The organism is Streptomyces sp. NPDC005004, assembly GCF_053600675.1.
The window spans coordinates 175,676-198,586 of the sequence record NZ_JBSGAH010000001.1 but is presented as its reverse complement, the minus strand read 5'-3'; the positions used below and the strand labels follow the sequence as shown (position 1 = coordinate 198,586).

General features: G+C 72.3%; 23 protein-coding genes and 1 tRNA gene. 14 read left to right on the top strand and 10 right to left on the bottom strand.

The window, feature by feature from the left end; all coding sequences use genetic code 11:
- Positions 1-23: 23 nt before the first annotated feature.
- Complete coding sequence (locus ACWEEU_RS00880) at positions 24-668, bottom strand: flavin reductase family protein (protein WP_451727068.1); 645 nt, start codon at positions 666-668, stop codon at positions 24-26.
- A gap of 74 nt (positions 669-742) precedes the next feature.
- Between ACWEEU_RS00880 and ACWEEU_RS00875 the strand changes: the two genes are divergently transcribed.
- Positions 743-919 carry a hypothetical protein gene (locus ACWEEU_RS00875; RefSeq protein ID WP_199585518.1) on the top strand — a complete coding sequence of 59 codons (177 nt, stop codon included), beginning with the start codon at positions 743-745 and terminating at the stop codon, positions 917-919.
- Positions 920-938: 19 nt separating this feature from the next.
- Here the strand turns inward: ACWEEU_RS00875 and mscL are convergent, their stop codons facing one another.
- From mscL to ACWEEU_RS00845, 6 genes are all read right to left on the bottom strand, one after another.
- Complete coding sequence (gene mscL, locus ACWEEU_RS00870) at positions 939-1,463, bottom strand: large conductance mechanosensitive channel protein MscL (protein WP_451727063.1); 525 nt, start codon at positions 1,461-1,463, stop codon at positions 939-941.
- A 141-nt stretch (positions 1,464-1,604) separates the two neighbouring features.
- A complete protein-coding gene (locus ACWEEU_RS00865; protein WP_451727060.1) occupies positions 1,605-2,195 on the bottom strand; it encodes a hypothetical protein in 591 nt (196 codons plus the stop codon).
- A gap of 239 nt (positions 2,196-2,434) precedes the next feature.
- Positions 2,435-3,268, bottom strand: a complete 834-nt coding sequence (locus ACWEEU_RS00860; RefSeq protein WP_385743265.1) for an S-methyl-5'-thioadenosine phosphorylase — start codon at positions 3,266-3,268, stop codon at positions 2,435-2,437.
- A gap of 148 nt (positions 3,269-3,416) precedes the next feature.
- Entirely contained in the window at positions 3,417-3,728 is a 312-nt protein-coding gene (locus ACWEEU_RS00855) for an FmdB family zinc ribbon protein (protein WP_385743263.1), read from the bottom strand.
- Between the two features lie 67 nt (positions 3,729-3,795).
- A complete protein-coding gene (locus ACWEEU_RS00850) occupies positions 3,796-5,097 on the bottom strand; it encodes an MFS transporter (protein ID WP_451727055.1) in 1,302 nt (433 codons plus the stop codon).
- Positions 5,098-5,371: 274 nt separating this feature from the next.
- Positions 5,372-6,886, bottom strand: coding sequence for a potassium/proton antiporter (locus ACWEEU_RS00845; protein ID WP_451727573.1), 1,515 nt, complete (start codon positions 6,884-6,886; stop codon positions 5,372-5,374).
- Positions 6,887-7,157: 271 nt separating this feature from the next.
- Between ACWEEU_RS00845 and ACWEEU_RS00840 the strand changes: the two genes are divergently transcribed.
- Entirely contained in the window at positions 7,158-9,956 is a 2,799-nt protein-coding gene (locus tag ACWEEU_RS00840; RefSeq protein ID WP_451727052.1) for a penicillin acylase family protein, read from the top strand.
- A gap of 93 nt (positions 9,957-10,049) precedes the next feature.
- On the opposite strand, the gene ACWEEU_RS00835 is transcribed toward ACWEEU_RS00840, so the two are convergent.
- On the bottom strand, positions 10,050-10,694 hold the full coding sequence (locus ACWEEU_RS00835) for a 5-formyltetrahydrofolate cyclo-ligase (RefSeq protein ID WP_451727049.1): 645 nt from the start codon (positions 10,692-10,694) through the stop codon (positions 10,050-10,052).
- 79 nt (positions 10,695-10,773) lie between these two features.
- Here ACWEEU_RS00835 and galU point away from each other — a divergent pair, with 79 nt between their 5' ends.
- From galU to ACWEEU_RS00795, 8 genes are all read left to right on the top strand, one after another.
- Positions 10,774-11,685, top strand: coding sequence for a UTP--glucose-1-phosphate uridylyltransferase GalU (gene galU / locus ACWEEU_RS00830; protein ID WP_385743255.1), 912 nt, complete (start codon positions 10,774-10,776; stop codon positions 11,683-11,685).
- Positions 11,682-13,004: a molybdotransferase-like divisome protein Glp gene (gene glp / locus ACWEEU_RS00825; RefSeq protein ID WP_385743253.1), complete on the top strand. Its 1,323-nt coding sequence runs from the start codon at positions 11,682-11,684 to the stop codon at positions 13,002-13,004. Before galU ends, glp begins: the two co-directional genes overlap by 4 nt.
- Before the next feature lie 142 nt (positions 13,005-13,146).
- Complete coding sequence (gene moaC, locus ACWEEU_RS00820; RefSeq protein ID WP_018548209.1) at positions 13,147-13,626, top strand: cyclic pyranopterin monophosphate synthase MoaC; 480 nt, start codon at positions 13,147-13,149, stop codon at positions 13,624-13,626.
- A complete protein-coding gene (locus tag ACWEEU_RS00815) occupies positions 13,623-14,180 on the top strand; it encodes a MogA/MoaB family molybdenum cofactor biosynthesis protein (protein WP_385743251.1) in 558 nt (185 codons plus the stop codon). Before moaC ends, ACWEEU_RS00815 begins: the two co-directional genes overlap by 4 nt.
- Positions 14,177-14,824, top strand: coding sequence for a GNAT family N-acetyltransferase (locus ACWEEU_RS00810; protein ID WP_199585675.1), 648 nt, complete (start codon positions 14,177-14,179; stop codon positions 14,822-14,824). The genes ACWEEU_RS00815 and ACWEEU_RS00810 overlap by 4 nt, the downstream gene beginning before the upstream one ends.
- Before the next feature lie 173 nt (positions 14,825-14,997).
- Positions 14,998-16,218, top strand: a complete 1,221-nt coding sequence (gene sepX / locus ACWEEU_RS00805) for a divisome protein SepX/GlpR (protein ID WP_451727043.1) — start codon at positions 14,998-15,000, stop codon at positions 16,216-16,218.
- A gap of 73 nt (positions 16,219-16,291) precedes the next feature.
- Positions 16,292-16,365 (top strand) — tRNA-Ala (locus tag ACWEEU_RS00800).
- A 103-nt stretch (positions 16,366-16,468) separates the two neighbouring features.
- Entirely contained in the window at positions 16,469-17,320 is an 852-nt protein-coding gene (locus ACWEEU_RS00795; protein ID WP_451727040.1) for a DUF1963 domain-containing protein, read from the top strand.
- A gap of 9 nt (positions 17,321-17,329) precedes the next feature.
- Here ACWEEU_RS00795 and ACWEEU_RS00790 read toward each other — a convergent pair whose 3' ends face one another.
- Positions 17,330-17,806 (bottom strand): GNAT family N-acetyltransferase, encoded by a 477-nt coding sequence (locus ACWEEU_RS00790; protein ID WP_385743245.1) that lies wholly within the window; start codon positions 17,804-17,806, stop codon positions 17,330-17,332.
- A 69-nt stretch (positions 17,807-17,875) separates the two neighbouring features.
- Between ACWEEU_RS00790 and ACWEEU_RS00785 the strand changes: the two genes are divergently transcribed.
- Positions 17,876-18,682: an exodeoxyribonuclease III gene (locus tag ACWEEU_RS00785; RefSeq protein WP_385743244.1), complete on the top strand. Its 807-nt coding sequence runs from the start codon at positions 17,876-17,878 to the stop codon at positions 18,680-18,682.
- A 16-nt stretch (positions 18,683-18,698) separates the two neighbouring features.
- On the opposite strand, the gene ACWEEU_RS00780 is transcribed toward ACWEEU_RS00785, so the two are convergent.
- Positions 18,699-19,319 carry a MerR family transcriptional regulator gene (locus tag ACWEEU_RS00780; RefSeq protein ID WP_199585676.1) on the bottom strand — a complete coding sequence of 207 codons (621 nt, stop codon included), beginning with the start codon at positions 19,317-19,319 and terminating at the stop codon, positions 18,699-18,701.
- A 188-nt stretch (positions 19,320-19,507) separates the two neighbouring features.
- On the opposite strand from ACWEEU_RS00780, the gene ACWEEU_RS00775 reads away from it, so the two are divergent.
- From ACWEEU_RS00775 to ACWEEU_RS00765, 3 genes are read left to right on the top strand one after another with little or no spacing between them, the layout of a single operon-like run.
- Complete coding sequence (locus tag ACWEEU_RS00775) at positions 19,508-21,058, top strand: flavin-containing monooxygenase (protein ID WP_385743243.1); 1,551 nt, start codon at positions 19,508-19,510, stop codon at positions 21,056-21,058.
- Positions 21,055-21,990 carry an alpha/beta fold hydrolase gene (locus tag ACWEEU_RS00770; protein WP_385743242.1) on the top strand — a complete coding sequence of 312 codons (936 nt, stop codon included), beginning with the start codon at positions 21,055-21,057 and terminating at the stop codon, positions 21,988-21,990. The genes ACWEEU_RS00775 and ACWEEU_RS00770 overlap by 4 nt, the downstream gene beginning before the upstream one ends.
- Positions 21,987-22,871, top strand: a complete 885-nt coding sequence (locus ACWEEU_RS00765) for an SDR family oxidoreductase (RefSeq protein WP_385743241.1) — start codon at positions 21,987-21,989, stop codon at positions 22,869-22,871. Before ACWEEU_RS00770 ends, ACWEEU_RS00765 begins: the two co-directional genes overlap by 4 nt.
- Positions 22,872-22,911: the final 40 nt, after the last annotated feature.

Genomic DNA, 22,911 nt, shown 5'->3' with positions numbered 1-22,911 from the left:
GTCTGACCCGGCGCCCCGGGCGCTCACACCGCTTCCGCCGCCCCCGTGGCCCGGGGCGTCCGCGTGCGGTACGAGTGGCCCAGCTCCGGGCCCAGTCCGAAGTAATGGCGGAAGTTGTAGATCAGCGGGCTCCAGGCGGCGGGGTCGATGTGGTGGCTGCCCGGGACGAGGAGGCGGGGGTCCGCGTGGACCTTGTGGACCCGGGCCTCGACGACGAGGTGGTCGCCCGAGACGTCGAGGCGGACGCGCTCGGCGCGTGCCTCCATCTGGAGGGGGCATTCCGCCACCCGGGGCGGGCGGACCAGATGGGAGGGTTCCGGGCGCAGACCGGAGGCGGCGAACTTGTCCGGTTCGTACCGGAAGCCGTGCGCCTTCGCCGGCGGGACCGGATGGCGGCCGGTGAGCGGGGCCAGGCGCTCCACCGCCTGCCACTGCTGCGGACCGGGGAGGCTGATCACCAGGTCCGGGCGGCTGCCCAGGTTGCGCGCGGTCTGGCCCTCTCGGCCGAGCCCCAGGACGATGGTCCGGCCGAGCGCCCAGGCGGAGGACATCGGGGCGAGGTTGACCGAGCCGTCCTCGTTCTCCGTCGTCAGGAGCACCACCGGTGTCCCGAAGTAGAGGATGCTCGGCTCGATGGTCACATGGTCGGAAACTGTCGCTGTGTTCATGACGGGAGCCTAGGAACCGGTCGGTTCGGTGAGCGCCGAACCGTGGCCGGGCGGGGCGGTCGTACCCTGGTGCCATGAGCACCGCCCCCGCACCCGAGCCGCGCGACCCGAAGGCCGCGCTCGTCTTCGACGACCCGCTGAGCCAGCAGTCCTCCGACGACACCGACCGGGGGTGGGGCGAGCGCCCGGACGGCGACAGCGCCGCCGACCTGAAGCGCTTCCTCGACGAGAAGCCGCCCCACCACTTCTGAGCGGCACGGAAGGGCGCCGCTAGCGCTCGTCCGGCCCGGCGGTGCGCTGCTGCGTGACCGCGCCGTCCGCGCTGCCGTTGCGCTGCGCGATCAGCAGGTCGCGGATGTCCTGGAGCACGTCCACCTCGGTCACCGGGGTCTGCTCGGTCGCCGCCTGGCCCTCGCGGGCCTTCTTGCGGGCCTCCTGGCGGGCCAGGTACTTGGCCATCGGCAGCACCATCAGGAAGTAGACCACCGCCGCGGTGATCAGGAACTGCAGCGCGGCGCCCGCGACCGAGCCCCACAGGATCGGCACACCGCTCTTGACCGTGCCGTCCGCGGCCATCTTGCACGGGTCCTGCAGACACAGGCTGTAGTGGTCCAGGTTCTGCGAACCGAACGCGCCGACCAGCGGGTTGATGACGCCCTTCACCACCGAGTTGACGATGTTCGTGAAGGCGGCACCGATGACCACCGCGACCGCCAGGTCGATGACGTTGCCGCGCATCAAGAACGCCTTGAAGCCGTCCAGAATGCTCGCGGCTTCCTTCTTCGTCTTGCTCACCTCGGTGACTCTCCTCGTCGTGTGCACAGGTTGTGGAACAAAGCGCTCCGCAACCTACGGCACCGCGCGGCCATCGTGTCCAATCCCATCGCTCGATCGAGCGACTTGACAGCGAGCCTGCGAGCAGCGGGCGCGGGCCGCTCACCATAGCGTCACCGCCAGCCGCGCCGAGGGGTCCGCGCCCACCAGCCGGGCCGCCGTCGCACGTGGCACGGCCAGCACCACCAGCGCGCCGCCCGCGCTCACCTCGTCCTCGGGCCGGCCCAGCGGCTCCGGCAGCCGCGTCACCCGCGCGCCGCGCGCCAGTACCTGGGCACCCCCGCCCGTGGGCCGTTCCTCGGCGGCGATCACATCGACCCGGTCGCCGGGCCGCAGCAGCCGCACCGTCGCCGCGTCCGCGATCCGCACCGGTGCCCGCACCAGCTCCGCCGGGCCGTGCCGGCGCGGCGGCTCCGCGGCAGGGCGGCCGCGTGGTCGCTCTGGGCCCGCGTCCCGCGGTCCGGACATCGCCCGCGGCCCCGCCGCGACCAGCGCCGCCGCCGTCACGGCCAGTCCGGCCGCGACCGCCCGCCTGCGGCTCCGCAGCAGTCGCCGCGCCGCGTACCGTCCCCCGCCGCGTACGCACACCGGCGCGAAGCCGGGCACCTCACGGGTCGCGGGGACGTCCGTGCCGGGCGGACGCGGGACACGGAACGCCGGGGCGTGGGAAGGAACGAGGTTGACCGAAGGCATCGGGATCACCGCCTGCTGCGAGGGAATCGGCTGCTTGCGATGCCCACGATGACGGCTTTCGCCGAGGCTCGTCGGGAGCTGTGAACGGCCGGACGCCTGTGGAAAACTGCGTCACCCGAACGAGGCGGCGAGCACCCAGGAAGCCCCCGCAAGCGTCCGCAAGCCCCCGCAAGCCCCCGGGAACACCCCGGAAAGCCCCCGGCGTCAGCCCCCGCGGCCCCCGTACGGCCCGCAGACCCCTACGGCAGCGCGAACCCCGGCTCCAGCCCGCCCAGCGCCCCCACGCACAGACAGTCCCGCTCGTCCGTCGCGGGCAGCGCCGCCACCGCGTCGAACAGCACCCCCCGCAACCGGTCCACGTTGGCCGCGAACACCCGCAGCACCTCCTCGTGGGAGACGCCCTCGCCGGTCTCGGCGCCCGCGTCGAGGTCGGTGACCAGGGTCAGCGAGGTGTAGCAGAGCTCCAGTTCACGGGCGAGGGCCGCCTCGGGATGCCCCGTCATGCCCACCACCGACCAGCCCTGCGCCTGGTGCCACAGCGACTCGGCGCGGGTGGAGAAGCGCGGACCCTCGACCACGACCAGCGTGCCGCCGTCCACCGCCTCCCAGTCCCGTCCGCGCGCCGCCTTCAGCGCGGTGGCCCGGCCGTTGGGGCAGTACGGGTCGGCCAGCGACACGTGCACCACGCCCGGCACCGTGCCGTCCGGCAGCGGCAGCCCGTCGAAGTAGGTCTGCTCCCGCGACTTGGTGCGGTCCACCATCTGGTCCGGCACCAGCAGCGTGCCCGGGCCGTACTCCGGGCGCAGCCCGCCCACCGCGCAGGGGCCGAGGACCTGGCGGACCCCGACGGAACGCAGCGCCCACAGATTGGCGCGGTAGTTGATGCGGTGCGGCGGGATGTGGTGGTCCCGGCCGTGCCGGGGCAGGAAGGCGACCCGCCGGCCGGCGATCTCACCGAGGAAGAGGGAGTCGCTGGGCGCGCCGTAGGGGGTGTCCACCCGGACCTCGGTCACGTCCTCCAGAAAGGAGTAGAAACCCGACCCGCCGATTACGCCGATCTCTGCGTTCGCCATGCCGAGCACCCTAGCCGGAGCCGAAAACGGGTCCCAGGGGTCATCGGGAACGGTTCGAGAACGTCAGCGCCAGGCCGACCGGAACCTGGGAACGCCGAAGACCCCACCGTCACGGACAGCCGGACGGCAGGGTCGAAAAGCGCGGTTCTCAGGCGGCGGAGCCGGACGAGGACGACGAGGACGCCGAAGACGACGACGTGGACGCCGAAGAAGACGAGGACGTCTTCGAGTCGGACGACGACGAGGACGACGACTTCGTGGCCGGGCTGCTGCTCGACGACGCGCCACGCGAGTCGTTGCGGTAGAAGCCGGAGCCCTTGAAGACAATGCCGACCGCGGAGAACACCTTCTTCAGGGGGCCGCCGCAGTTGGGGCACTCGGTCAGGGCGTCGTCGGTGAACTTCTGCACCGCCTCGAGGCCCTCGCCACAGTCCTTGCACTGGTACTGATAGGTAGGCACTGTCTTCCTCCTGGCACTCTCACTCAATGAGTGCTAACGACGGTCCATCTTGACGCATTCCCGGGGATCAGTCCACCGCGACCGGCGCGCGGTGACCCACGCCACGTGCCACGGTACGGTTCAGCGGCCGGGGCACGAGCCGCGAACGCAGCAGCAACAGGGTCGCCAGCGCGGGCACCGTACCGGCCATCGGCACCAGGAATCCGGCGCCGCCCCACAGCCGGTCCTCCAGTTGCCCGGCGACGGTGACGGCGGCCGCCTGGCCCAGTGCGACCGCGCCGGTCAGCCAGGTGAACGCCTCGGTGCGCGCGCCCGCCGGAACGAGCGCCTCGACCAGCGTGTAGCCGGTGATCAGCGCGGGCGCGATGCAGACGCCGACCAGCAGACCGAGCCCGGCCAGCAGCGGCAGCGAGTGCGCCGTCCACAGCGCGGACGCGGTGAGCGCGAGCCCGGCGTATCCCACCGCGAGCCGTCGCCGGGGCGTGGCGCGCCAGGCGACGGCGCCGCAGACGAAGCCGGAGAGCATGTTGCCCGCCGCGAAGACGCCGTACAGGACGCCGTTCAGGCCCGGTTCACCGATCGACTCGGTGAACGCGGCCAGCGAGACCTGCATCCCGCCGAAGACCGCCCCGATGCCGAGGAACGTCACGATCAGCACGCGTACGCCGGGCACGCGCAGGGCGGAGCTGTGCGGTACGCGCGCGTGCTCGTCGGCGGTATGCGCGTCCACGGAGGGCTGCGTTCCCCGCTGCGCCGCGAAGAGCAGGCCGCCCACCAGGGTCAGCAGCGCCTCGGTGACCAGCCCGGCCGAGGGCGTGACGGTCGTGCACAGGGCCGTCGCGAGGAGGGGGCCGACCACGAAGGTCAGCTCGTCCGTGACGGACTCGAAGGCCGCCGCCGTGCTCATCAGCGGCGACCCCTGGAGCTTCACGCCCCAGCGGGCGCGCACCATGGGGCCCACCTGCGGCACCGAGGCACCGGTCGGTACGGCCGCCGCGAACAGCGCCCACAGGGGCGCGTGGGACAGGGCGAGCGCGGTCAGGCCGAGCCCGGCCAGCGCGTGCACGACGACACCGGGGACCAGGACGGCCCGCTGGCCGTAGCGGTCCGCGAGACGGCCGCCGTAGGGCGCGCAGAGCGCCATGGAGACGCCGGTGACGGCGGCGGCTGCACCGGCGGCGCCGTACGAGCCGGTGGTGTGCCGTACGAGCAGCACGATGGAGATGGTGAGCATCGCGAACGGCTGGCGCGCGGCGAAGCCCGGGACCAGGAAGGTCCAGGCGCCCCGGGTGCGCAGCAGTTGTCCGTAGCCCGGACGGGACGGAGCCGGCCGCTGCCCGGCCGGCTCGGTGATGACCGTGGACTCCACGGCCCGTGCCTTCCTTCCACCTGGTAGCGCGCCCGTGCGGGGGGCACCGAGAGCTGTCCTCTTGCGCGGGACTGCGGTAGATACCGGTGCTGCACTACGAAAGAGGCGTTCCGGCCGCCATACGGTCGCGCCAGCTCTGCGTCAGACGGATCAGACAGAGTTGGTTCGATCAGATGCCTTGATCGTACAGCGGGCTCCCGGCACGCGGCCTGTGAGAACGGGCACCTCACGGCGCCCGCGGCGGCACTCCCCGGCACCCCGGAGGCGCCCCGCCTCACCGCCGGGGACGTCCGCCGTCCGGCTGTCCCGTTCCCAGCCAGTCCGCCAGCTTGCCGCCCTTGGTGACCGCGCGCAGCCGCCGCTCGGCCTGGTCGCGCACCGGGTCGGTGGCGACCACGAGGAGCTCGTCCCCGTGCCGCAGCGCGGTCGTCGGGGAGGGCACGAAGGACTTGCCGTCGCGCACGACCAGGGTGACGGCGGCGCCGGGCGGCAGCCGCAGCTCGCCCACTTCCACGCCGTGCATCCTGGAGTCCTCGGGGATCGCGACCGAGAGGAGATGGCCGCGCAGCCGCTCCAGGGGCGCCGACTCGATCCCGAGGTCGGACGCCTCGCCCTCCTCGCCGAGCCGCAGTTTGCGGGCGAGCCAGGGCAGGGTCGGGCCCTGGACGAGGGTGTAGACGACGACCAGGACGAAGACGACGTTGAAGATGCGGCGGCTGCCCTCGATGCCGCTCACCATGGGGATCGTCGCCAGGATGATGGGGACCGCGCCGCGCAGTCCCGCCCAGGACATCAGCGCCTGCTCCTGCCAGGGCACCCGGAACGGCGTCAGGCTCAGCACCACGCTCAGCGGACGCGCCGCCATGGTCAGCACCAGGCCGATGACCAGCGCGGGAACGATGTCGTCGCCCAGCTCGTGCGGGGTCACCAGCAGACCGAGCAGGACGAACATGCCGATCTGCGCGATCCAGCCGAGCCCGTCCGCGAAGCCCCGGGTGGCCGGCCAGTGCGGCAGCTTGGCGTTGCCGAGCACCATGGCGGCCAGATACACGGCGAGGAAGCCGCTGCCGTGGGCCAGGGCGCCCGCCGCGTACGCGGTGACGGCGATGGCCATGACGGCGATCGGGTAGAGGCCGGAGGCGGGCAGCGCGACGTGCTTGAGCCCCCAGGAGCCGAGGAAGCCCACCGCGAGACCGAGGGCGGCGCCGATGGCCAGCTCCAGGAGGATCTCGCCGAGGAGCACGTACCAGTGGTCGATCGGGCCCGTCTGGGAGAAGGCGACGACCAGGATGACGACGGGGGCGTCGTTGAAGCCGGACTCGGCCTCCAGCGTGCCCGTCACGCGCGCGGGCAGCGGGATGCGCCGCAGCACGGAGAACACGGCCGCCGCGTCCGTCGAGGACACCACCGCACCGATGATCAGCGCCTGCCGCCACTCCAGCCCCACCAGATAGTGCGCGCCCGCCGCCGTGGCCCCGACGCTGACCGCGACGCCGAGCGTCGCCAGCACCGAGGCGGAGGGCAGCGCGGGTTTCACTTCCTTCCACTTCGTGCCCAGACCGCCCTCGGCGAGGATCACGACCAGGGCCGCGTACCCGATGACCTGGACCATCTCGGCGTTGTCGAAGTGGATGTGCGCGATGCCGTCGGAGCCGATGAGGACGCCGATCCCCAGGTACACGAGCAGGCTGGGGAGCCCGCTGCGCGAGGAGATCCGCACGGCCGCGACCGCGACCAGGAGCACGAGCGAGCAGGCGAGCAGGAGCTGGTTGAGGTGGTGGACAGTCAGCGGCGCTTCCCTTCCTCTGCCCCGCGTCCGGCGCGGGGGCGGGGCTCACTACACAAGACCCGAGGCTGCGGCGCACCGCACCCAAGTACTTCGTTACCTTACCTAACTCTTGACGTTTCCTTGACGCTCGCGTTGGCAAGATCGAACGCCCGTGCGCGCCAGTTCCCGACTCCGCGTCAAGTGGCTCGGGGCCCTGCGCCTATGGTTGCTCCAGCGCTCATTCAAAGTCATGGCCCGACCTGCCGCTCGCGTTAGGACAGCAAGGACAGCGATGCCCCCCAACACCACCGCCACAACAGGTGACAAGCCTGGCAAGTCCGGCAGGAAGAAGGGGCGCAAAGCCCGACTTATCGTGCTGGTCCTGGTTCTGGCCGTCATCGGCGGCATCGCCTTCGGCGCGTACTGGACCGTCAGCACCGTGCGCGCCTCCTTCCCGCAGACGAGCGGCTCACTCACGCTCAAGGGTCTGTCGGGCCCGGTGGACGTGAAGCGCGACGGCTACGGAATCCCCCAGGTATACGCCTCCTCCGACGCGGACCTGTTCATGGCGCAGGGCTACGTCCAGGCGCAGGACCGCTTCTACGAGATGGACGTGCGCCGGCACATGACCTCCGGGCGCCTGTCGGAGATGTTCGGCAAGGGCCAGGTCAAGAACGACGCCTTCCTGCGCACGCTCGGCTGGGACCGCGTGGCCAAGCAGGAGTACGACACCAAGCTGTCGCCCTCCACCAAGAAGTACCTCGACGCCTACTCCAAGGGCGTCAACGCCTACCTCCAGGGCAAGGACGGCAAGGACGTCTCCCTGGAGTACGCCGCCCTGAACCTCACCAACGACTACAAGCCCTCGGCGTGGACCCCGGTCGACTCGCTGTCGTGGCTGAAGGCGATGGCGTGGGACCTGCGCGGCAACATGCGGGACGAGGCCGACCGCGCCCTGATGACGAGCCGCCTCGGCCCGCAGCAGATCCGCGACCTCTACCCGGACTACCCGTACAGCCGGAACAAGCCGATCGTGCAGACCGGCCAGTACGACGAGCTGACCAAGACCTTCGGGGAGAACGGCACCTCGGGCGCCACGGGCACGGGCAGCACGGGCACGACGGGCACCACCGGGACCACGGGCACGACCGGCTCCACGGGCACCTCCGGCACCGCCGCGAACTCCGGCTCCGCCGTCACCAGCCAGCTCATGGGTCTCTCCAAGGTCCTGGACGACCTCCCGACCGCCGTCGGCGTCAACGGCCAGGGCATCGGCTCCAACTCCTGGGTCGTCTCCGGCGACAACACGATCACCGGCAAGCCGCTGCTCGCCAACGACCCGCACCTGTCCGCCACGCTGCCCTCGGTCTGGTACCAGATGGGTCTGCACTGCCGGACCGTCAGCAGCAAGTGCCAGTACGACGTCACGGGTTACACCTTTGCCGGAATGCCCGGTGTGATCATCGGGCACAACGGCCAGATCGCCTGGGGCATGACCAACTCCGGGGTCGACGTCACCGACCTCTACCTGGAGAAGATCACCGGCGACGGCTACCTCTACGACGGCAAGGTCCGCCCCTTCCGTACCCGCGAGGAGACCATCAAGGTCGCGGGCGGCCCGTCCCGGAAGATCGTCGTACGCCAGACCGCCGACGGGATGCCGCTGCTGTCGGACCGCGACGACGAACTGGTCGAGGTGGGCCGCAAGGCCGGTGTCGACACCGCCGCCCCCGACCGCGGCGACGGCTACGGCGTCGCCCTGAAGTGGACCGCGCTGCAGCCGGGCACCTCCATGGACGCCGTGTTCGCCATGGACAAGGCGTCCGACTGGAAGAGCTTCCGCTCCGCCGCCCGCCTGTTCGACGTGCCCTCGCAGAACCTGGTCTACGCCGACGCGAAGAACATCGGCTACACCCTGCCCGGCAAGATCCCCACGCGCTCCGCCGCCGACGACGGCTCGCTCCCGGCCCCCGGCTGGGACTCCAAGTACCGCTGGACGGGCTACATCCCGCAGGACGCGCTGCCGTACGAGTACAACCCCAAGCGCGGCTACATCGTCACCGCCAACCAGGCCGTGGTGGACAAGGACAAGTACCCGTACACCCTGACCACCGACTGGGGTTACGGCACCCGCAGCCAGCGCATCACCGACCTGATCGAGTCCAAGATCAAGGACGGCGGCAAGATCTCGACCGACGACATGCGCCAGATGCAGACGGACAACAGCAGCGAGATCGCGCGGCTGCTGGTGCCGAAGCTGCTGAAGCTCAACCTGGACGACCCGGACGTCCGCCAGGCGCAGAAGCTCCTGGAGGGCTGGGACTACACCCAGGACGCCGACTCGGCGGCGGCCGCGTACTTCAACGCGGTCTGGCGCAACATCCTCAAGCTGGCGTTCGGCGACAAGCTCCCCAAGGAGCTGCGGGTCAAGGGCCAGTGCCTGTGGGTCGAGCGGGCCGACTCCACCGGTCCGGTGGACGACGACACCAAGGTGCGCGAGTGCGGTCAGCGCGATGCCGACCAGGCGCAGCCGGACGGCGGCGACCGCTGGTTCGAGGTCGTGCGCACCCTGATGGACAAGCCCGACAGCGACTGGTGGAAGGCCCCGAAGGCGGGCAACCGCCCGGCCGCCGGGAACCGCGACCAGCTCTTCACCCGCGCCATGATCGACGCGCGCTGGGAGCTGACCGCCAAGCTCGGCAAGGACATCGACACCTGGAGCTGGGGCCGGCTGCACCGGCTGTTCCTGAAGAACCAGACGCTCGGCACCGACGGCCCCGAGTTCCTGCGGTACGCGCTCAACCGCGGCCCCTGGAAGCTCAGCGGCGGCGAGGCCACCGTGGACGCCACCGGCTGGAACGCGGCGGGCGGCTACGGCGTGGTCTGGGTGCCGTCCATGCGGATGGTGGTCAACCTGGCCGACCTGGACAAGTCCAAGTGGATCAACGTCTCCGGCGCCTCCGGTCACGCCTTCAGCGCCCACTACACCGACCAGACGGACAAGTGGGCCAAGGGCGAGCTGCTGCCCTGGTCGTTCACCGGCAAGGCGGTCGACGGGAGCACGAAGGACACCCTGGTCCTCAAGCCGTGATCCCCTGACGGCACTCGGCCCCGCGACGGCCCTCCACGCGTGCGTGGAGGGCCGTCGCGCATGTCCCGGGGAAAGTCCGCTGATCGGGTTCGCTCAGGGGCGTACGAAGCGGCGCACGCCCGTCGGGGTCACCACGGCGTGCACCGGGCGGTCGTGCGGCTCGGCGGGCACGCGCGCGACGACCTCCGTGTCGTACAGCAGCACCACGAGCGCCGGGTACGCGCCCGCGCTCTCCAGGCGCGCGAGCACCCGGTCGTACGACCCTCCGCCGCGCCCGAGCCGCATCCCGCGCGCGTCCACCGCGAGTCCGGGCAGCAGCACCGCGTCGGTGGTGGTGACGGCGTCCGGGCCGAGCCGGGGCCCGGAGGGCTCCAGCAGCTCCATGCGGCCGCCGTGCCGGACCGGGAGCAGCGAGCCGGGGCCGGTGTACTCCGCCCAGTCCAGGTCGTTGTCGGGCAGCAGGGCGGGCAGCAGGACCCGCACGCCCCGCGCGCGCAGTGCGTCGAGGAGCGCGCGGGTGCCGGGTTCACTCCCCACCGAGACGTACGCCGCCACCGTGCGGGCTCCGGCCAGCTCCGGCAGGAGCAGCGCCTGCCCGGCGAAAGCGGCGGCTGACGACCGGATGTCATCCTCCGGCAATGCGCTCCTCACCTGGAGGAATTCCCGCCGCAACGCACGCTTGTCAGGCTCGTCGACACGTCCTCGGCGTCCCACGGGACCGGTCTGTTCTTCTGGCATGTCACTCAATCCACTCATATGAGGGTCAGCCAACCGGAGTAGCGGATTCCCTGCCAAGACACCGGATAGGGTTGCCGGCATGACTCAGTCGCACCCAAGGATCAGCAAGGCTGTCATCCCGGCGGCGGGCCTCGGCACCCGGTTCCTGCCGGCCACCAAAGCCACTCCCAAGGAGATGCTGCCGGTCGTCGACAAGCCGGCGATCCAGTATGTGGTGGAGGAGGCGGTGTCGGCGGGCCTCGACGACGTCCTCATGGTCACCGGACGCAACAAGCGCCCTCTCGAAGACCACTTCGACCGCAACTACGAGCTGGAATCGGCGCTCCAGAAGAAGGGCGACGCCCAACGGCTCGGCAAGGTGCGCGAGTCCAGCGACCTGGCGACCATGCACTACGTGCGCCAGGGCGACCCCAAGGGCCTCGGTCACGCGGTGCTGTGCGCGGCCCCGCACGTCGGCCACGAGCCCTTCGCCGTCCTCCTGGGTGACGACCTGATCGACCCCCGCGACCCCCTGCTCCAGCGCATGATCGACATCCAGGAGCAGCACGGCGGCAGCGTCGTCGCGCTCATGGAGGTCGCCCCCGAGCAGATCCACCTCTACGGCTGCGCCGCCGTCGAAACCACCGGCGAGAGTGACGTCGTCCGCGTGACCGGCCTGGTCGAGAAGCCCGACCCGGCGGACGCCCCCTCGAACTACGCGATCATCGGGCGCTACGTCCTCGACCCCCGCATCTTCGAGACCCTGCGCCGCACCGAGCCGGGCCGGGGCGGCGAGATCCAGCTCACCGACGCCCTCCAGCAGCTCGCCCAGGACGAGAAGGCGGGCGGCCCCGTGCACGGCGTCGTCTTCACCGGGCGCCGTTATGACACCGGTGACCGTGGCGACTACTTGCGCGCCATTGTCAGACTCGCGTGCGAACGTGAAGACCTGGGCCCGGACTTCCGGGCCTGGCTTCGCACGTACGTAGCCGAGGAGATGCAGGAACGTTGAGCGCCGCCCCGAACCGTCCCGCCGGACCGGACCACGTGTGGTCGGTGGACGAGCACCTGGAGGACATCCTCACCACCATCCGCCCGCTCGAACCCATCGAGCTGCCGGTCCTGGAGGCCCAGGGCTGCGTCCTCGTGGACGACGTGGTGGTGCCGGTGTCCCTGCCCCCGTTCGACAACAGCTCCATGGACGGGTACGCGGTCCGGGTCGCGGACGTGTCCGGGGCGAGCGAGGAGTACCCGGCCGTCCTGGAGGTCGTCGGCGACGTCGCGGCCGGTGCCGCCGACCTCGTGCGGGTCGGCCCGGGGCAGGCCGCCCGCATCATGACCGGCGCCCCGCTGCCGCCCGGCGCCGAGGCGGTCGTCGCCGTCGAGCAGACCGACGCCGGGCTCGGGGAGGGTCCGGCGACCGGGATGCGCGCCCGCTCGCAGGCACCCGAGGGAGCCGAGGGCCAGGTGCGGATCTACGAGGCCGTCGAGTCCGGCGCCCATGTGCGCCCCAGCGGCAGCGACGTACGGGCCGGCGACCTCGCCCTCGCCGCCGGGACGGTCCTCGGGCCGCCTCAGGTCGCGCTGCTCGCCGCGATCGGCCGGGGTTCGGTGCGCGTGCGCCCGCGCCCGCGCGTGGTCGTCATGTCCACCGGCAGCGAACTCGTCCAGCCCGGCGAGGCGTTGGGCCCCGGACAGATCCACGACTCCAACAGCTTCGCGCTGACCGCGGCCGCCCGGGACGCGGGCGCCATCGCCTACCGCGTCGGCGCCGTCGAGGACGACGCCGACGTGCTGCGCTCCACCATCGAGGACCAGCTCGTCCGCGCCGATCTGCTGGTCACCACGGGCGGGGTGAGCGTCGGCGCGTACGACGTGGTCAAGGAGGCGCTCTCCGCCGTCTCCGACGAGGACGAGGCGGGCGGCGGCGTCGACTTCCGCAAGCTCGCCATGCAGCCGGGCAAGCCGCAGGGCTTCGGCTCGGTCGGCCCCGACCACACCCCGCTCCTCGCGCTGCCCGGCAACCCGGTGTCGTCGTACGTCTCCTTCGAGCTGTTCGTGCGCCCCGCGATCCGCGCCCTGATGGGCCTGGAGGACGTGCACCGGCCGCGCACCCGGGCGATCTTGAAGACCGGGGAGCCGCTGCGCTCGCCCAAGGGCCGCCGCCAGTTCCTGCGCGGCAGGTACGCCGACGGCGAGGTCACCCCGGTGGGCGGCGCGGGCTCGCATCTGATCGCCGCGCTGGCCCACGCCGACTGCCTCATCGTCCTTCCCGAGGACGTGGATTCGGCCGAGCCCGGCACCGAGGTGGAGGTCGTGCTGCTCGGCTGACCGGGCACCTTCCGCGCGGTCCTGGCAGGGGCCGCGCGGGGTCTCGACCCGGTGCGCGCGCCGACTTGGAGGTACCGTGTCGCGCACACAGGCCCGTAGAACCAGCATCGGCGACGGGCCGGGACCGGGAGCACGGCACACCATGAGTACGCAGGACCGACTGACGCACATCGACGAGGCGGGCGCGGCCCGCATGGTCGACGTATCCGGCAAGGACGTGACGGCACGCACCGCGCGCGCCACCGGCCGGGTGCTCGTCTCACCCCGCGTGATCGAGCTGCTGCGCGGCGAGGGTGTGCCCAAGGGCGACGCGCTCGCCACGGCCCGCATCGCCGGGATCATGGGCGCCAAGCGGACCCCGGACCTGATCCCGCTCTGCCACCCGCTGTCGGTCTCCGGCGTGAAGCTGGACCTCGCGGTCGTGGACGACGCCGTGGAGATCGCCGCCACGGTGAAGACCACCGACCGCACGGGCGTCGAGATGGAGGCCCTGACCGCGGTGTCGGTCGCCGCGCTCACCGTGATCGACATGATCAAGGCCGTGGACAAGGGCGCCGTCATCACCGACGTCCGGGTCGAGACGAAGACGGGCGGCAAGTCGGGCGACTGGAGCCGGGCGTGAGGGCGGATTCGCCGCTGGGCGGCGCCCTGACCGCGCCGTACAGCGCGCTGGTCGTCACTGCCTCCAACCGGGCCGCCGCCGGGGTCTACGCCGACAAGGGCGGCCCGATGGTCGCCGAGGGTCTGCGCGGTTTCGGCTTCGCCGTGGACGGACCCCGGGTGGTGCCCGACGGCGAGCCGGTGAAGGCGGCGCTGGGAGAGGCCGTGGCGGCCGGGTACGACGTGGTCGTGACCACCGGCGGCACCGGCATCTCGCCCACCGACCGCACCCCCGAGGCGACCCGCGAGGTCCTCGACTACGAGGTGCCGGGCATCGCGGAGGCGATCCGGGCGTACGGCCGGGAGAAGATCCCCACCGCCGTCCTCTCGCGGGGCCTCGCCGGCGTCGCGGGCGGCACGGTGATCGTGAACCTGCCCGGTTCGACCGGGGGAGTGCGCGACGGCCTCGCCGTCCTGGAGCCGCTGCTGATCCACGCCGTGGACCAGATCCGCGGCGGCGACCACCCCCGTCCCGCCGCGGCGGAGCCCGCCGCCGGTCCCGGGGGTGCGAGCTGACCGGCCGGTCCTGGCCCGTCGCGCTGGCGGACGCGGATGTCGTCCTCCGGCCGATAAGACTGCGCGACCAGCGGGCCTGGCGCGAGGTGAACCGGCGCAACCGCGACTGGCTGCGGCCCTGGGAGGCGACCATCCCGCCGCCCACTCCGCAGGGCCCGATCACGCACCGGCCGACCTACCGCCAGATGGTCCGCCATCTGCGCTCGGAGGCGCACGCGGGGCGGATGCTGCCGTTCGTCATCGAGTACCAGGGCCGTCTCGTCGGCCAGCTCACGGTCGCCGGGATCACCTGGGGCTCCATGTGCTCCGGGCACATCGGCTACTGGGTGGACGAGTCGGTCGCCGGGCGCGGGGTGATGCCGACCGCCGTCGCGCTGGTGGTGGACCACTGTTTCCGCTCGGTCGGGCTGCACCGGCTGGAGGTGTGCATTCGCCCCGAGAACCGGCCCAGCCGCCGGGTCGTGGAGAAACTCGGATTCCGCGAGGAGGGGCTGCGCCCGCGCTATCTGCACATCGACGGCGCCTGGCGCGACCACCTCGTCTACGCCCTCACGGCGGAGGAGGTCCCCGACGGGCTGCTCTCCCGCTGGCGGCGCACCCGCGCGGAGAACGCGTCCGGAAATCAGCCGACCCCTGGAAATTGAATAAGTGTTCGAATTTGATCGGTCACCGACCGTTCCGAGGCATATCAATTCATGACTTCGGCGGTCGGCTGATCGCATCGGTCGCAAAAAAAGCTCGGAATATCAACCGGATCGTGCGACACACCGGCGCAATTGGCGGATGGCTCCATACAAACCCCTCTACCGTGTGAGGCGTGAGCAGCAGCGGCCTCATTTACGCAGTCATCGTCGGGGCCTGGGCCGCCTACTTGGTGCCGATGTGGCTCCGTAGGCAGGACGAGCTGAACGAGGCCCGTCCGACGGAACGCTTCAGCACCGCCATCCGGCTGCTGTCCGGACGGGCGGGGATGGAGCGCCGGTACGCCAAGGACCTGCGGGCGCGCTCCGCCGAGGAGGGGGAGCCGGACGCCGGTGACCCGGACACCGCCACCGACTCGGTGGACGTCCGGGCCTTCGCCATGCCTCCGACCCGTCGTCAGGCGCGCGCGGACGTCCTCGCGGAGGAGCCCGGGCATCCCGAGCCGGCCCCCAAGTCCCCCTCGGCCCAGGCACACCACTCCGGCTCGCACCCGGCGCCCGCGTCGGCGCCGGTGCCGGCGCGACAGCGGGGTACAAGCCCCGCCTCCGGCCGGTCCCAGGGCGCCCGGCGCGCCCCGGCACCGCAGACGGCCGCCGCCCGTGCCCAGCGCTCCAAGGTGCTCGCGCGCCGCAGACGCACCACCGTGGTGCTCTTCCTCGCCTTCACCTGCGGCGCGATCGTCGCCGCCGTCGGCGGGCTCGCCTTCCTGTGGGCGCCCGCCGTGCCCGCCCTCCTGCTCAGCGGCTACATCGCCTATCTGCGCACCCAGGAACGGCGCCGCTTCGCCTACCAGATGGACCGCCGCCGCGCCGAGGACGCCGCCCGCCAGTTGCGCGAGAACGCGCGCCGGCCGCGCCGCCGCGCCGCCGCGGTCGACTCGGGTGCCGTCGCCGACGAACCGGAGGAGGGATCAGGGCCGAAGACCGACCCCGCCCTGTCCGCCGCGCTCGCCGCCGACCGCCGCGCCCTCGTCGAGCAGACCGACCACGCCGAGTGGGTCGACCAGCAGCGCGAGCGCACCCGGCCGCCCGGCCACGGCGAGAGCTGGGACCCGGTCCCGGTCCCGCTGCCCACCTACGTGACCGCCCCGGTCGCCCCGCGCGCCACCCCCGACGTCGACCTCGGCGCCCCGGACACCTGGAGCTCCGCCCGCTCCGGGCCGGTGGTGTCGGAGCACGAGGCGGAGACGCCGGAGGAGGGCGCGGAGCCCCGCGCCGAGGACGCCCGCGACGCCGCCCGCCGCGCCGCCTCCGCCCGCCGCTCCCGCGAGCGCGGGCGCACCCCCCTCTTCGACCAGTACGAGACCGACGAGCGCCCCCGCGCCGCCAACGAGTGACCCCCACCCTGACCAGTCCGGGAGCGGATTTCCGAGCACCCGGATCGGGATGCTAGAGTTTCACTCGTTGCAAGGGCCTGTGGCGCAGTCCGGTAGCGCACCTCGTTCGCATCGAGGGGGCCAGGGGTTCAAATCCCCTCAGGTCCACGCAGCGCCGCCTTCGAGGCGGTCACGAGATCCCCGTCCGATTCATCGGACGGGGATCTCGGCGTTTGCGGGGTCTGTCGGACCCTCCCCCTACGGTTCCCCCATGACTCCTGATCTGTGGGACCGCTCAAGTCCCTTCCGCGACATGGCGCTTGGGCGCGGCATACCCGGCGAGGACGTGGAGCGGTGGCTCGGGCTCGCCCGGTCCTGTGTGACGTTGGCCGAGGGCGGGGACGGGCCGGTGGTGGGGTGGTTCGGGGGGCCGGTGCCCTTGCCGGTCGGCACCGAGCCGCCGTTCCATCCCTTCGTCGCCGCCCTCGATCTCGCGGCGCTGCCCACCGGGGCGACCGGCCTGCCACTGCCGTCCGAGGGGCAACTCCTGCTGTTCGCCGTGCCGGAGGGCGGCGACTACGGGAACAGGGGCAGCGTGGTGTACGTCCCGGCCGGCGCGGAGGTGGAGGAGCGGGACCGGTACGCGTGCGGGCTCGCCGGAACCGAGGAGTACCGGAGGATGGTGGAGGCGTTTCCGGAAGGGGAGTTGAGGGCGACCGCCGACGTGTCGCTGCCGTACCACTGCGCCATCGAGCTGACCGCGGAGCCCTGGAGCGAGCCGCTGCCCGGCCATCCGCGCGCCGAGGAGCTGGTGGAGGTCTGGGACGAGGTCCGCGGGGACGTGGCGAGCCGGGGACCGCTGCAGATCGGCGGGTACGCCTCGGAGGAGGCCGTCTGCACCGACCCGCTGGCCGGAGCCGTGTACTGCGCGTGGAAGGAGGCGGAGGCGGGCCGGTGGGGCGGCCCGGTGTCCGAGGACGTCTCCGACTGGGTGCTGCTCGCCGACTGGAGCCCCGGGATCGAGGGGTGGGAAGGTGCCACCGTGCACTGGGCGATCCAGCGCGCGGATCTGGTCGCCCGGCGCTTCGACCGTACGTTCACCACGGTGTACTGGAACCCCTGAGGCGCCCGTTCACAGCGCCTTGGCGAAGCAGCGGCTGCTCTCGTACTCCCGGTAGAACCCGAACTTGGTGCACGGGGTGTAGCCGGCGGAGGTGTACAGGGCGATGGCCTCCGGCTGGCGGGTGCCGGTCTCCAGGACCATGCGGCGGCGGCCGGCCGCGCGGGCGTCGTCCTCCAGGGCGGTGAGCATCAGCCGGGCGAGGCCGCGGCCGCGCATGTCCTCGACGACGAACATGCGCTTCAGTTCGGCGTCGCCGTCCTCGTTGCCCTCACCGTTGCTGTCCTGGCCGCGCCAGCCGCCGGTGGCGACCGGACGGTCGCGCTCGTCGTAGGCGATCAGATAGACGCCCCGGGGCGGGTCGAAGTCGGTGACGTCCAGCGCGGTGGCGTCGCCGCCGTCGCCGTAGCGCACGTGGTACTCGGCCTGGACCTCGTCGTTGAGCTTGACGGCGTCGGGGTGGTCGAAGCGGACGCGGCGTATGTTCATGCTGGTGACCGTACTTCCATGCGTGCTGTGGAGCGTCGTCGGGTTGTCGGGGTGTGCCGGTATCGTGCCATGGTGCTGACTGTTACCTCCGTGAACGTGAACGGGCTTCGCGCCGCCGCCAAGAAGGGCTTCGTGGAGTGGCTGGCGCAGACCCCGGCCGACGTGGTCTGCCTCCAGGAGGTGCGCGCCGAGCCGCACCAGTTGCCCGCGGAGGTCCGCGAGCCCGACGGCTGGCACGTCGTGCACGCCCCGGCGGCCGCCAAGGGCCGCGCCGGAGTCTCGCTGTACACGCGCCGTGAGCCCGACCGGGTCCGCACCGGCTTCGGCTCCGCCGAGTTCGACGGCTCCGGGCGCTACGTCGAGGCCGAGCTGCCCGGCGTCACCGTCGCCTCGCTCTATCTTCCCTCCGGCGAGGTGGGCACCGAGCGGCAGGAGGAGAAGGTCCGCTTCATGGGCGAGTTCCTGACCCACCTCAAGGAACTGCGCGAGCGCTCCGCCGCCGACGGCCGTGAGGTCCTAGTCTGCGGCGACTGGAACATCGCCCACCAGCAGGCGGACCTCAAGAACTGGCGCGCCAACAGCAAGAGCTCCGGCTTCCTGCCCGAGGAGCGCGACTGGCTGAGCCGCGTGCTCGCGCCCGAGGACGGCGGCTACGTCGACGTCGTGCGCGCCCTGCACCCCGGCGTGGCCGGCCCCTACAGCTGGTGGTCCTACCGCGGCCGCGCCTTCGACAACGACTCCGGCTGGCGCATCGACTACCACCTGGCCACCGCCGGACTCGCCGCCAGGGCCGTCAAGGGCTACGTCGAGCGTGCCGCCACCCACGCCGAGCGCTGGTCGGACCACGCGCCGGTGACGGTCGTCTACGAGCGCTGAGCCCCCGCGGGACGGTTCACTCCGGCTTCCTGAGCCGCCGGTCCATCGCCAGCGACAGCTCCGCCTCCACCACGCTCCGCGCCAGCGGACGCAGCCGGTGCAGGTCCTCCTCCGGGCCGTGACGCAGGACCAGGGAGGCGAAGAGGTCGGCCAGGGCGTCCACGTGCTCGCGGACGCGGGCGCCCGCCGCCAGGACCTCGGCCAGCGGGATGCCCTCGCGGACCAGGGCGGAGGAGACGTCGAGCAGACGGCGGCTGATGTGCACGATCTCGTCGCCGTCGGTGCCGACGTAGCCCAGCTCCAGGGCGGCGGCGAGGTTCTCCGGGGTGATGTGGTCCTCGAAGCGGGCGGCCAGTTCCTCGGGGGTGAGCCGGACCGGCTCCTCCTCGCTGGGCGGTCCCACGCCCAGCAGGTCGGCGACGTCGCGGCCGTTGTCGAGGGCCTCGGCCAGCTCGGCTATGCCGCTGAGGGTGTGGCCGCGCTCCAGCAGGGCCGAGATCGTGCGCAGCCGGGCCAGGTGGTGGTCGTCGTACCAGGCGATACGGCCCTCGCGGCGTGGCGGCGGGATCAGCTTGCGTTCGCGGTAGAAGCGCAGGGTGCGCACGGTGATGCCGGCCAGCCGGGCCAGCTCCTCCATGCGGTACTCGCGTACGCCGCCGGTCTGCTCCGCGCTGTGTCCGCCCTCTTCCGTCACGCCCGCAGCCTATGGCGTACCGCCGGTAACTTTCCTTCCGTGCCCCCTACCGCTCGGTACGGAGCTGCTCTACAGTCCCATTGCGCCAGTGTTCACTGGCAGAGTCCAAGCTGATGCGTGGAGGCTTCGGGATGGCCGAGCACGAGCATGTACGGGTGGCGGTGATCGGGTCCGGTTTCGGCGGCCTGGGGGCCGCCGTGCGGCTGCGCCGCGAGGGGATCACCGACTTCGTCGTCCTGGAGCGGGCGAGCGGGGTGGGCGGCACCTGGCGGGACAACAGTTACCCCGGCTGCGCCTGCGACGTGCCGTCGCACCTGTACTCCTTCTCCTTCGCCCCCAACCCCGACTGGCCGCGCACCTTCTCCGGGCAGGAGCACATCCGCGCCTACCTGGAGCACGTCGCGGACACCTTCGGGCTGCGCCCGCATCTGCGCTTCGACTCCGAGGTCAAGCTGATGACCTGGGACGCGGAGCGGCTGCGCTGGAACATCGAGACGGCGAGCGGTCCGCTCTCCGCCGACGTGGTGGTCTCCGCCACCGGGCCGCTGTCCGACCCGAAGATCCCCGCGATCCCCGGCCTGGACTCCTTCCCCGGCAAGGTGTTCCACTCCGCCCGCTGGGACCACGACTACGACCTGCGCGGCAAGCGCGTCGCCGTGGTCGGCACCGGCGCCTCCGCCATCCAGATCGTCCCCGAGATCCAGCCGGAGGTCGGGCGCCTCACCCTCTTCCAGCGCACCCCGCCCTGGGTGATGCCCCGCGTGGACCGCGCCATCAGCGGCGCCGAGCGGCGGCTGCACCAGGCGCTGCCCTTCACCACCCGGCTGCGGCGCGGGCTGCTGTGGGGCATCCGGGAACTCCAGGTGCAGGCGTTCACCAAGCACCCCGACGAACTCGGGCTGGTCGAGCGGCTCGCCCGGCGGAACATGGCGCGCGCGATCAAGGACCCGGTCCTGCGCGCCAAGCTCACCCCGGACTACCGCATCGGCTGCAAGCGCATCCTGCTGTCCAACGCCTACTACCCGGCGCTCGCCCGGCCCAACGTGGACGTGGTCGCCAGCGGGCTGGGCGAGGTCCGCGGCTCGACCGTGGTCGCCGCCGACGGCACCGAGACCGAGGTCGACGCGATCATCTTCGGCACGGGCTTCCACGTCACCGACATGCCCATCGCCGAGCGCGTGGTCGGCGTGGGCGGCGTCACGCTCGCGGAGTCCTGGAAGGGCGGGATGCAGGCGCTGCGCGGCGGCGCCGCCGCGGGCTTCCCCAACTGGCTGAGCATCATCGGGCCCAACACCGGCCTCGGGAACTCCTCGATGATCCTCATGATCGAGTCCCAGCTGAACTACCTCGCCGACTATCTGCGCCAGCTCGACGTGCTCGGCGGCCGGGCCGCCCTGGACGCCCGTCCGGCCGCCGTGGACGCCTGGAACGACCGGGTGCAGGAGCGGATGCGGCGCACGGTGTGGAACAACGGCGGCTGCACGAGCTGGTACCTCGACGCCAGCGGCCGCAACACCACCCTCTGGCCGGGCACGACCGCCGAGTTCCGCCGCGCGGTGCGCCGGGTGGACCTCGGGGAGTACGAGGTGATCCGCGCCCGGGAGGCGGTGCCACCCAAGGCGTCCGAGGCGGAGAAGCCCGCCGCCGAGAAGCAGGCCGCCCGCAGCGAGGCCGGCGCGTGAGCCGCCCCGCGCCGGTCGCCACCGGCCCCTACGCCCCGCCCGTTCCCGACCGCACCGTGGACGTGATCTCCGCCGACGGCGCCCGGCTGCACGTCGAGGTGCACGGGCCCGAGGGCGCCCCGGTCGTCGTCCTGGCCCACGGGTGGACCTGTTCCACCGCCTTCTGGGCCGCGCAGATACGGGACCTGGCGCGCGACCACCGGGTGATCGCCTACGACCAGCGCGGCCACGGACGCAGCCCGCTGAGCCCGGCCTGTTCCACGGACACGCTCGCCGACGACCTCGAAGCCGTCCTCGCCCACACCCTCGCGCCCGGCGAACAGGCCCTGATCGTCGGCCACTCCATGGGCGGCATGACCGTCATGGCCGCGGCCGGCCGCCCCCGCTTCCGCGAGCACGCGGCCGCCGTCCTGCTGTGCAGCACCGGCAGCTCGGGACTCACCGCCCGCGCCCGCGTCGTACCGCTGCCCGCCGGGCGGGTGCGCACCTGGCTGAGCGGGCGCGTCCTCGGCTCGCGCGCCCCGCTCGGCCCGGTCACGCCGGTGGCCCGCGCGGTCCTCAAGTACGCGACCATGGGCGCCGGTTCGGCCCCGGACATGGTGGACGCCTGCGCCCGCATCGTGCACGGCTGCCCGCGCACCGCCCGGTACACCTGGGGCGCGGTCCTGGACACCCTCGATCTTGACCACGGCGTACGGCAGTTGACCGTGCCCACCGAGGTGCTGCACGGCACCGCCGACCGGCTCACCCCCGTGGAGCACGCCCACGCGCTGGTCGCCGCGCTGCCCCGCTGTGCCGGCCTGAAGGAGCTGCCCGGCGCGGGCCACATGACCCCGGTGGAGGCACCGGCGGCTGTGACCGGCCGGATCAGGGAACTCGTCACCACGTACGTCGCGGGGAACGCCCCCGCATCGCTGGAGGAGGGCGCATGAGCAGGGTGGGTCTCGAAGGACAGGTCGCGGTCGTCACCGGGGCGGCGCGCGGCGTCGGGGAGCTGCTGGCGCGCAAGCTCTCCGCGCGCGGGGCGACGGTGGCGCTGGTCGGCCTGGAGGAGGAGGAGCTCAAGGCCGCCTCCGAGCGGCTGCACGGCGAGGGCGGCTACTGGTACGCCGACGTCACCGACCACGAGGCGATGAGCCGGGTCGCCCGGGAGGTCAAGGAGCGCTTCGGCAAGGTGGACATCGTGGTCGCCAACGCCGGTGTGGCGAACGGGGGTCCGTTCGCGGACTCCGACCCGGTGGCCTGGCGCCGGGTGATCGAGGTGAACCTGATCGGCTCGGCCGTCACCGCCCGCGCCTTCCTGCCGTTGCTCACCGAGAGCCGGGGCTATCTCCTCCAGGTCGCCTCGCTCGCCGCGATGACCCCGGCGCCGATGATGACGGCGTACTGCGCCTCCAAGTCGGGCGTGGAGGCGTACGCGCACAGCCTGCGCGCCGAAGTCGGCTACCAGGGCGTGCGGGTGGGCGTCGCGTATCTGTCCTGGACCGACACCGACATGGTGCGCGGCGCCGATCAGGACGACGTGATGCGGGAGTTGAGGCAGCGGCTGCCCTGGCCGTCGAACAAGACCTATCCGCTCGGCCCGGCGGTGGACCGTATCGCGGACGGCATCGAGCGGCGCTCGGCGCATGTGTACGGGCAGTGGTGGCTGCGCGGGATGCAGGGCGTGCGCGGCTACCTCCCGGCGCTGATCGGCACGGTCGGGCAGCGCGAGATGCGCCGCTACGCCGACCGCCTGGCGGGGATGCGCTCCGGCCTGGTGGGGGCGGGCGGAGCGGCGGACGAGGCGGAGAGGGCTACGCAGCGTAACTGATCGACATGCGCTCCGTGTTCGGTCGTGTGAATCTGGTCGA

What these genes read in the sequence shown, in the direction of transcription:
- ACWEEU_RS00790 (WP_385743245.1), bottom strand. Translation starts at nt 17,806, where the DNA reads ATGAACATACGCCGCGTCCGCTTCGACCACCCCGACGCCGTCAAGCTC.
- ACWEEU_RS00795 (WP_451727040.1), top strand. Translation starts at nt 16,469, where the DNA reads ATGACTCCTGATCTGTGGGACCGCTCAAGTCCCTTCCGCGACATGGCG.
- ACWEEU_RS00875 (WP_199585518.1), top strand. Translation starts at nt 743, where the DNA reads ATGAGCACCGCCCCCGCACCCGAGCCGCGCGACCCGAAGGCCGCGCTC.
- ACWEEU_RS00880 (WP_451727068.1), bottom strand. Translation starts at nt 668, where the DNA reads ATGAACACAGCGACAGTTTCCGACCATGTGACCATCGAGCCGAGCATC.
- ACWEEU_RS00865 (WP_451727060.1), bottom strand. Translation starts at nt 2,195, where the DNA reads ATGCCTTCGGTCAACCTCGTTCCTTCCCACGCCCCGGCGTTCCGTGTC.
- ACWEEU_RS00785 (WP_385743244.1), top strand. Translation starts at nt 17,876, where the DNA reads ATGGTGCTGACTGTTACCTCCGTGAACGTGAACGGGCTTCGCGCCGCC.
- ACWEEU_RS00835 (WP_451727049.1), bottom strand. Translation starts at nt 10,694, where the DNA reads ATGCCAGAAGAACAGACCGGTCCCGTGGGACGCCGAGGACGTGTCGAC.
- moaC (WP_018548209.1), top strand. Translation starts at nt 13,147, where the DNA reads ATGAGTACGCAGGACCGACTGACGCACATCGACGAGGCGGGCGCGGCC.
- ACWEEU_RS00840 (WP_451727052.1), top strand. Translation starts at nt 7,158, where the DNA reads ATGCCCCCCAACACCACCGCCACAACAGGTGACAAGCCTGGCAAGTCC.
- ACWEEU_RS00780 (WP_199585676.1), bottom strand. Translation starts at nt 19,319, where the DNA reads ATGGAGGAGCTGGCCCGGCTGGCCGGCATCACCGTGCGCACCCTGCGC.
- ACWEEU_RS00775 (WP_385743243.1), top strand. Translation starts at nt 19,508, where the DNA reads ATGGCCGAGCACGAGCATGTACGGGTGGCGGTGATCGGGTCCGGTTTC.
- ACWEEU_RS00765 (WP_385743241.1), top strand. Translation starts at nt 21,987, where the DNA reads ATGAGCAGGGTGGGTCTCGAAGGACAGGTCGCGGTCGTCACCGGGGCG.
- galU (WP_385743255.1), top strand. Translation starts at nt 10,774, where the DNA reads ATGACTCAGTCGCACCCAAGGATCAGCAAGGCTGTCATCCCGGCGGCG.
- ACWEEU_RS00860 (WP_385743265.1), bottom strand. Translation starts at nt 3,268, where the DNA reads ATGGCGAACGCAGAGATCGGCGTAATCGGCGGGTCGGGTTTCTACTCC.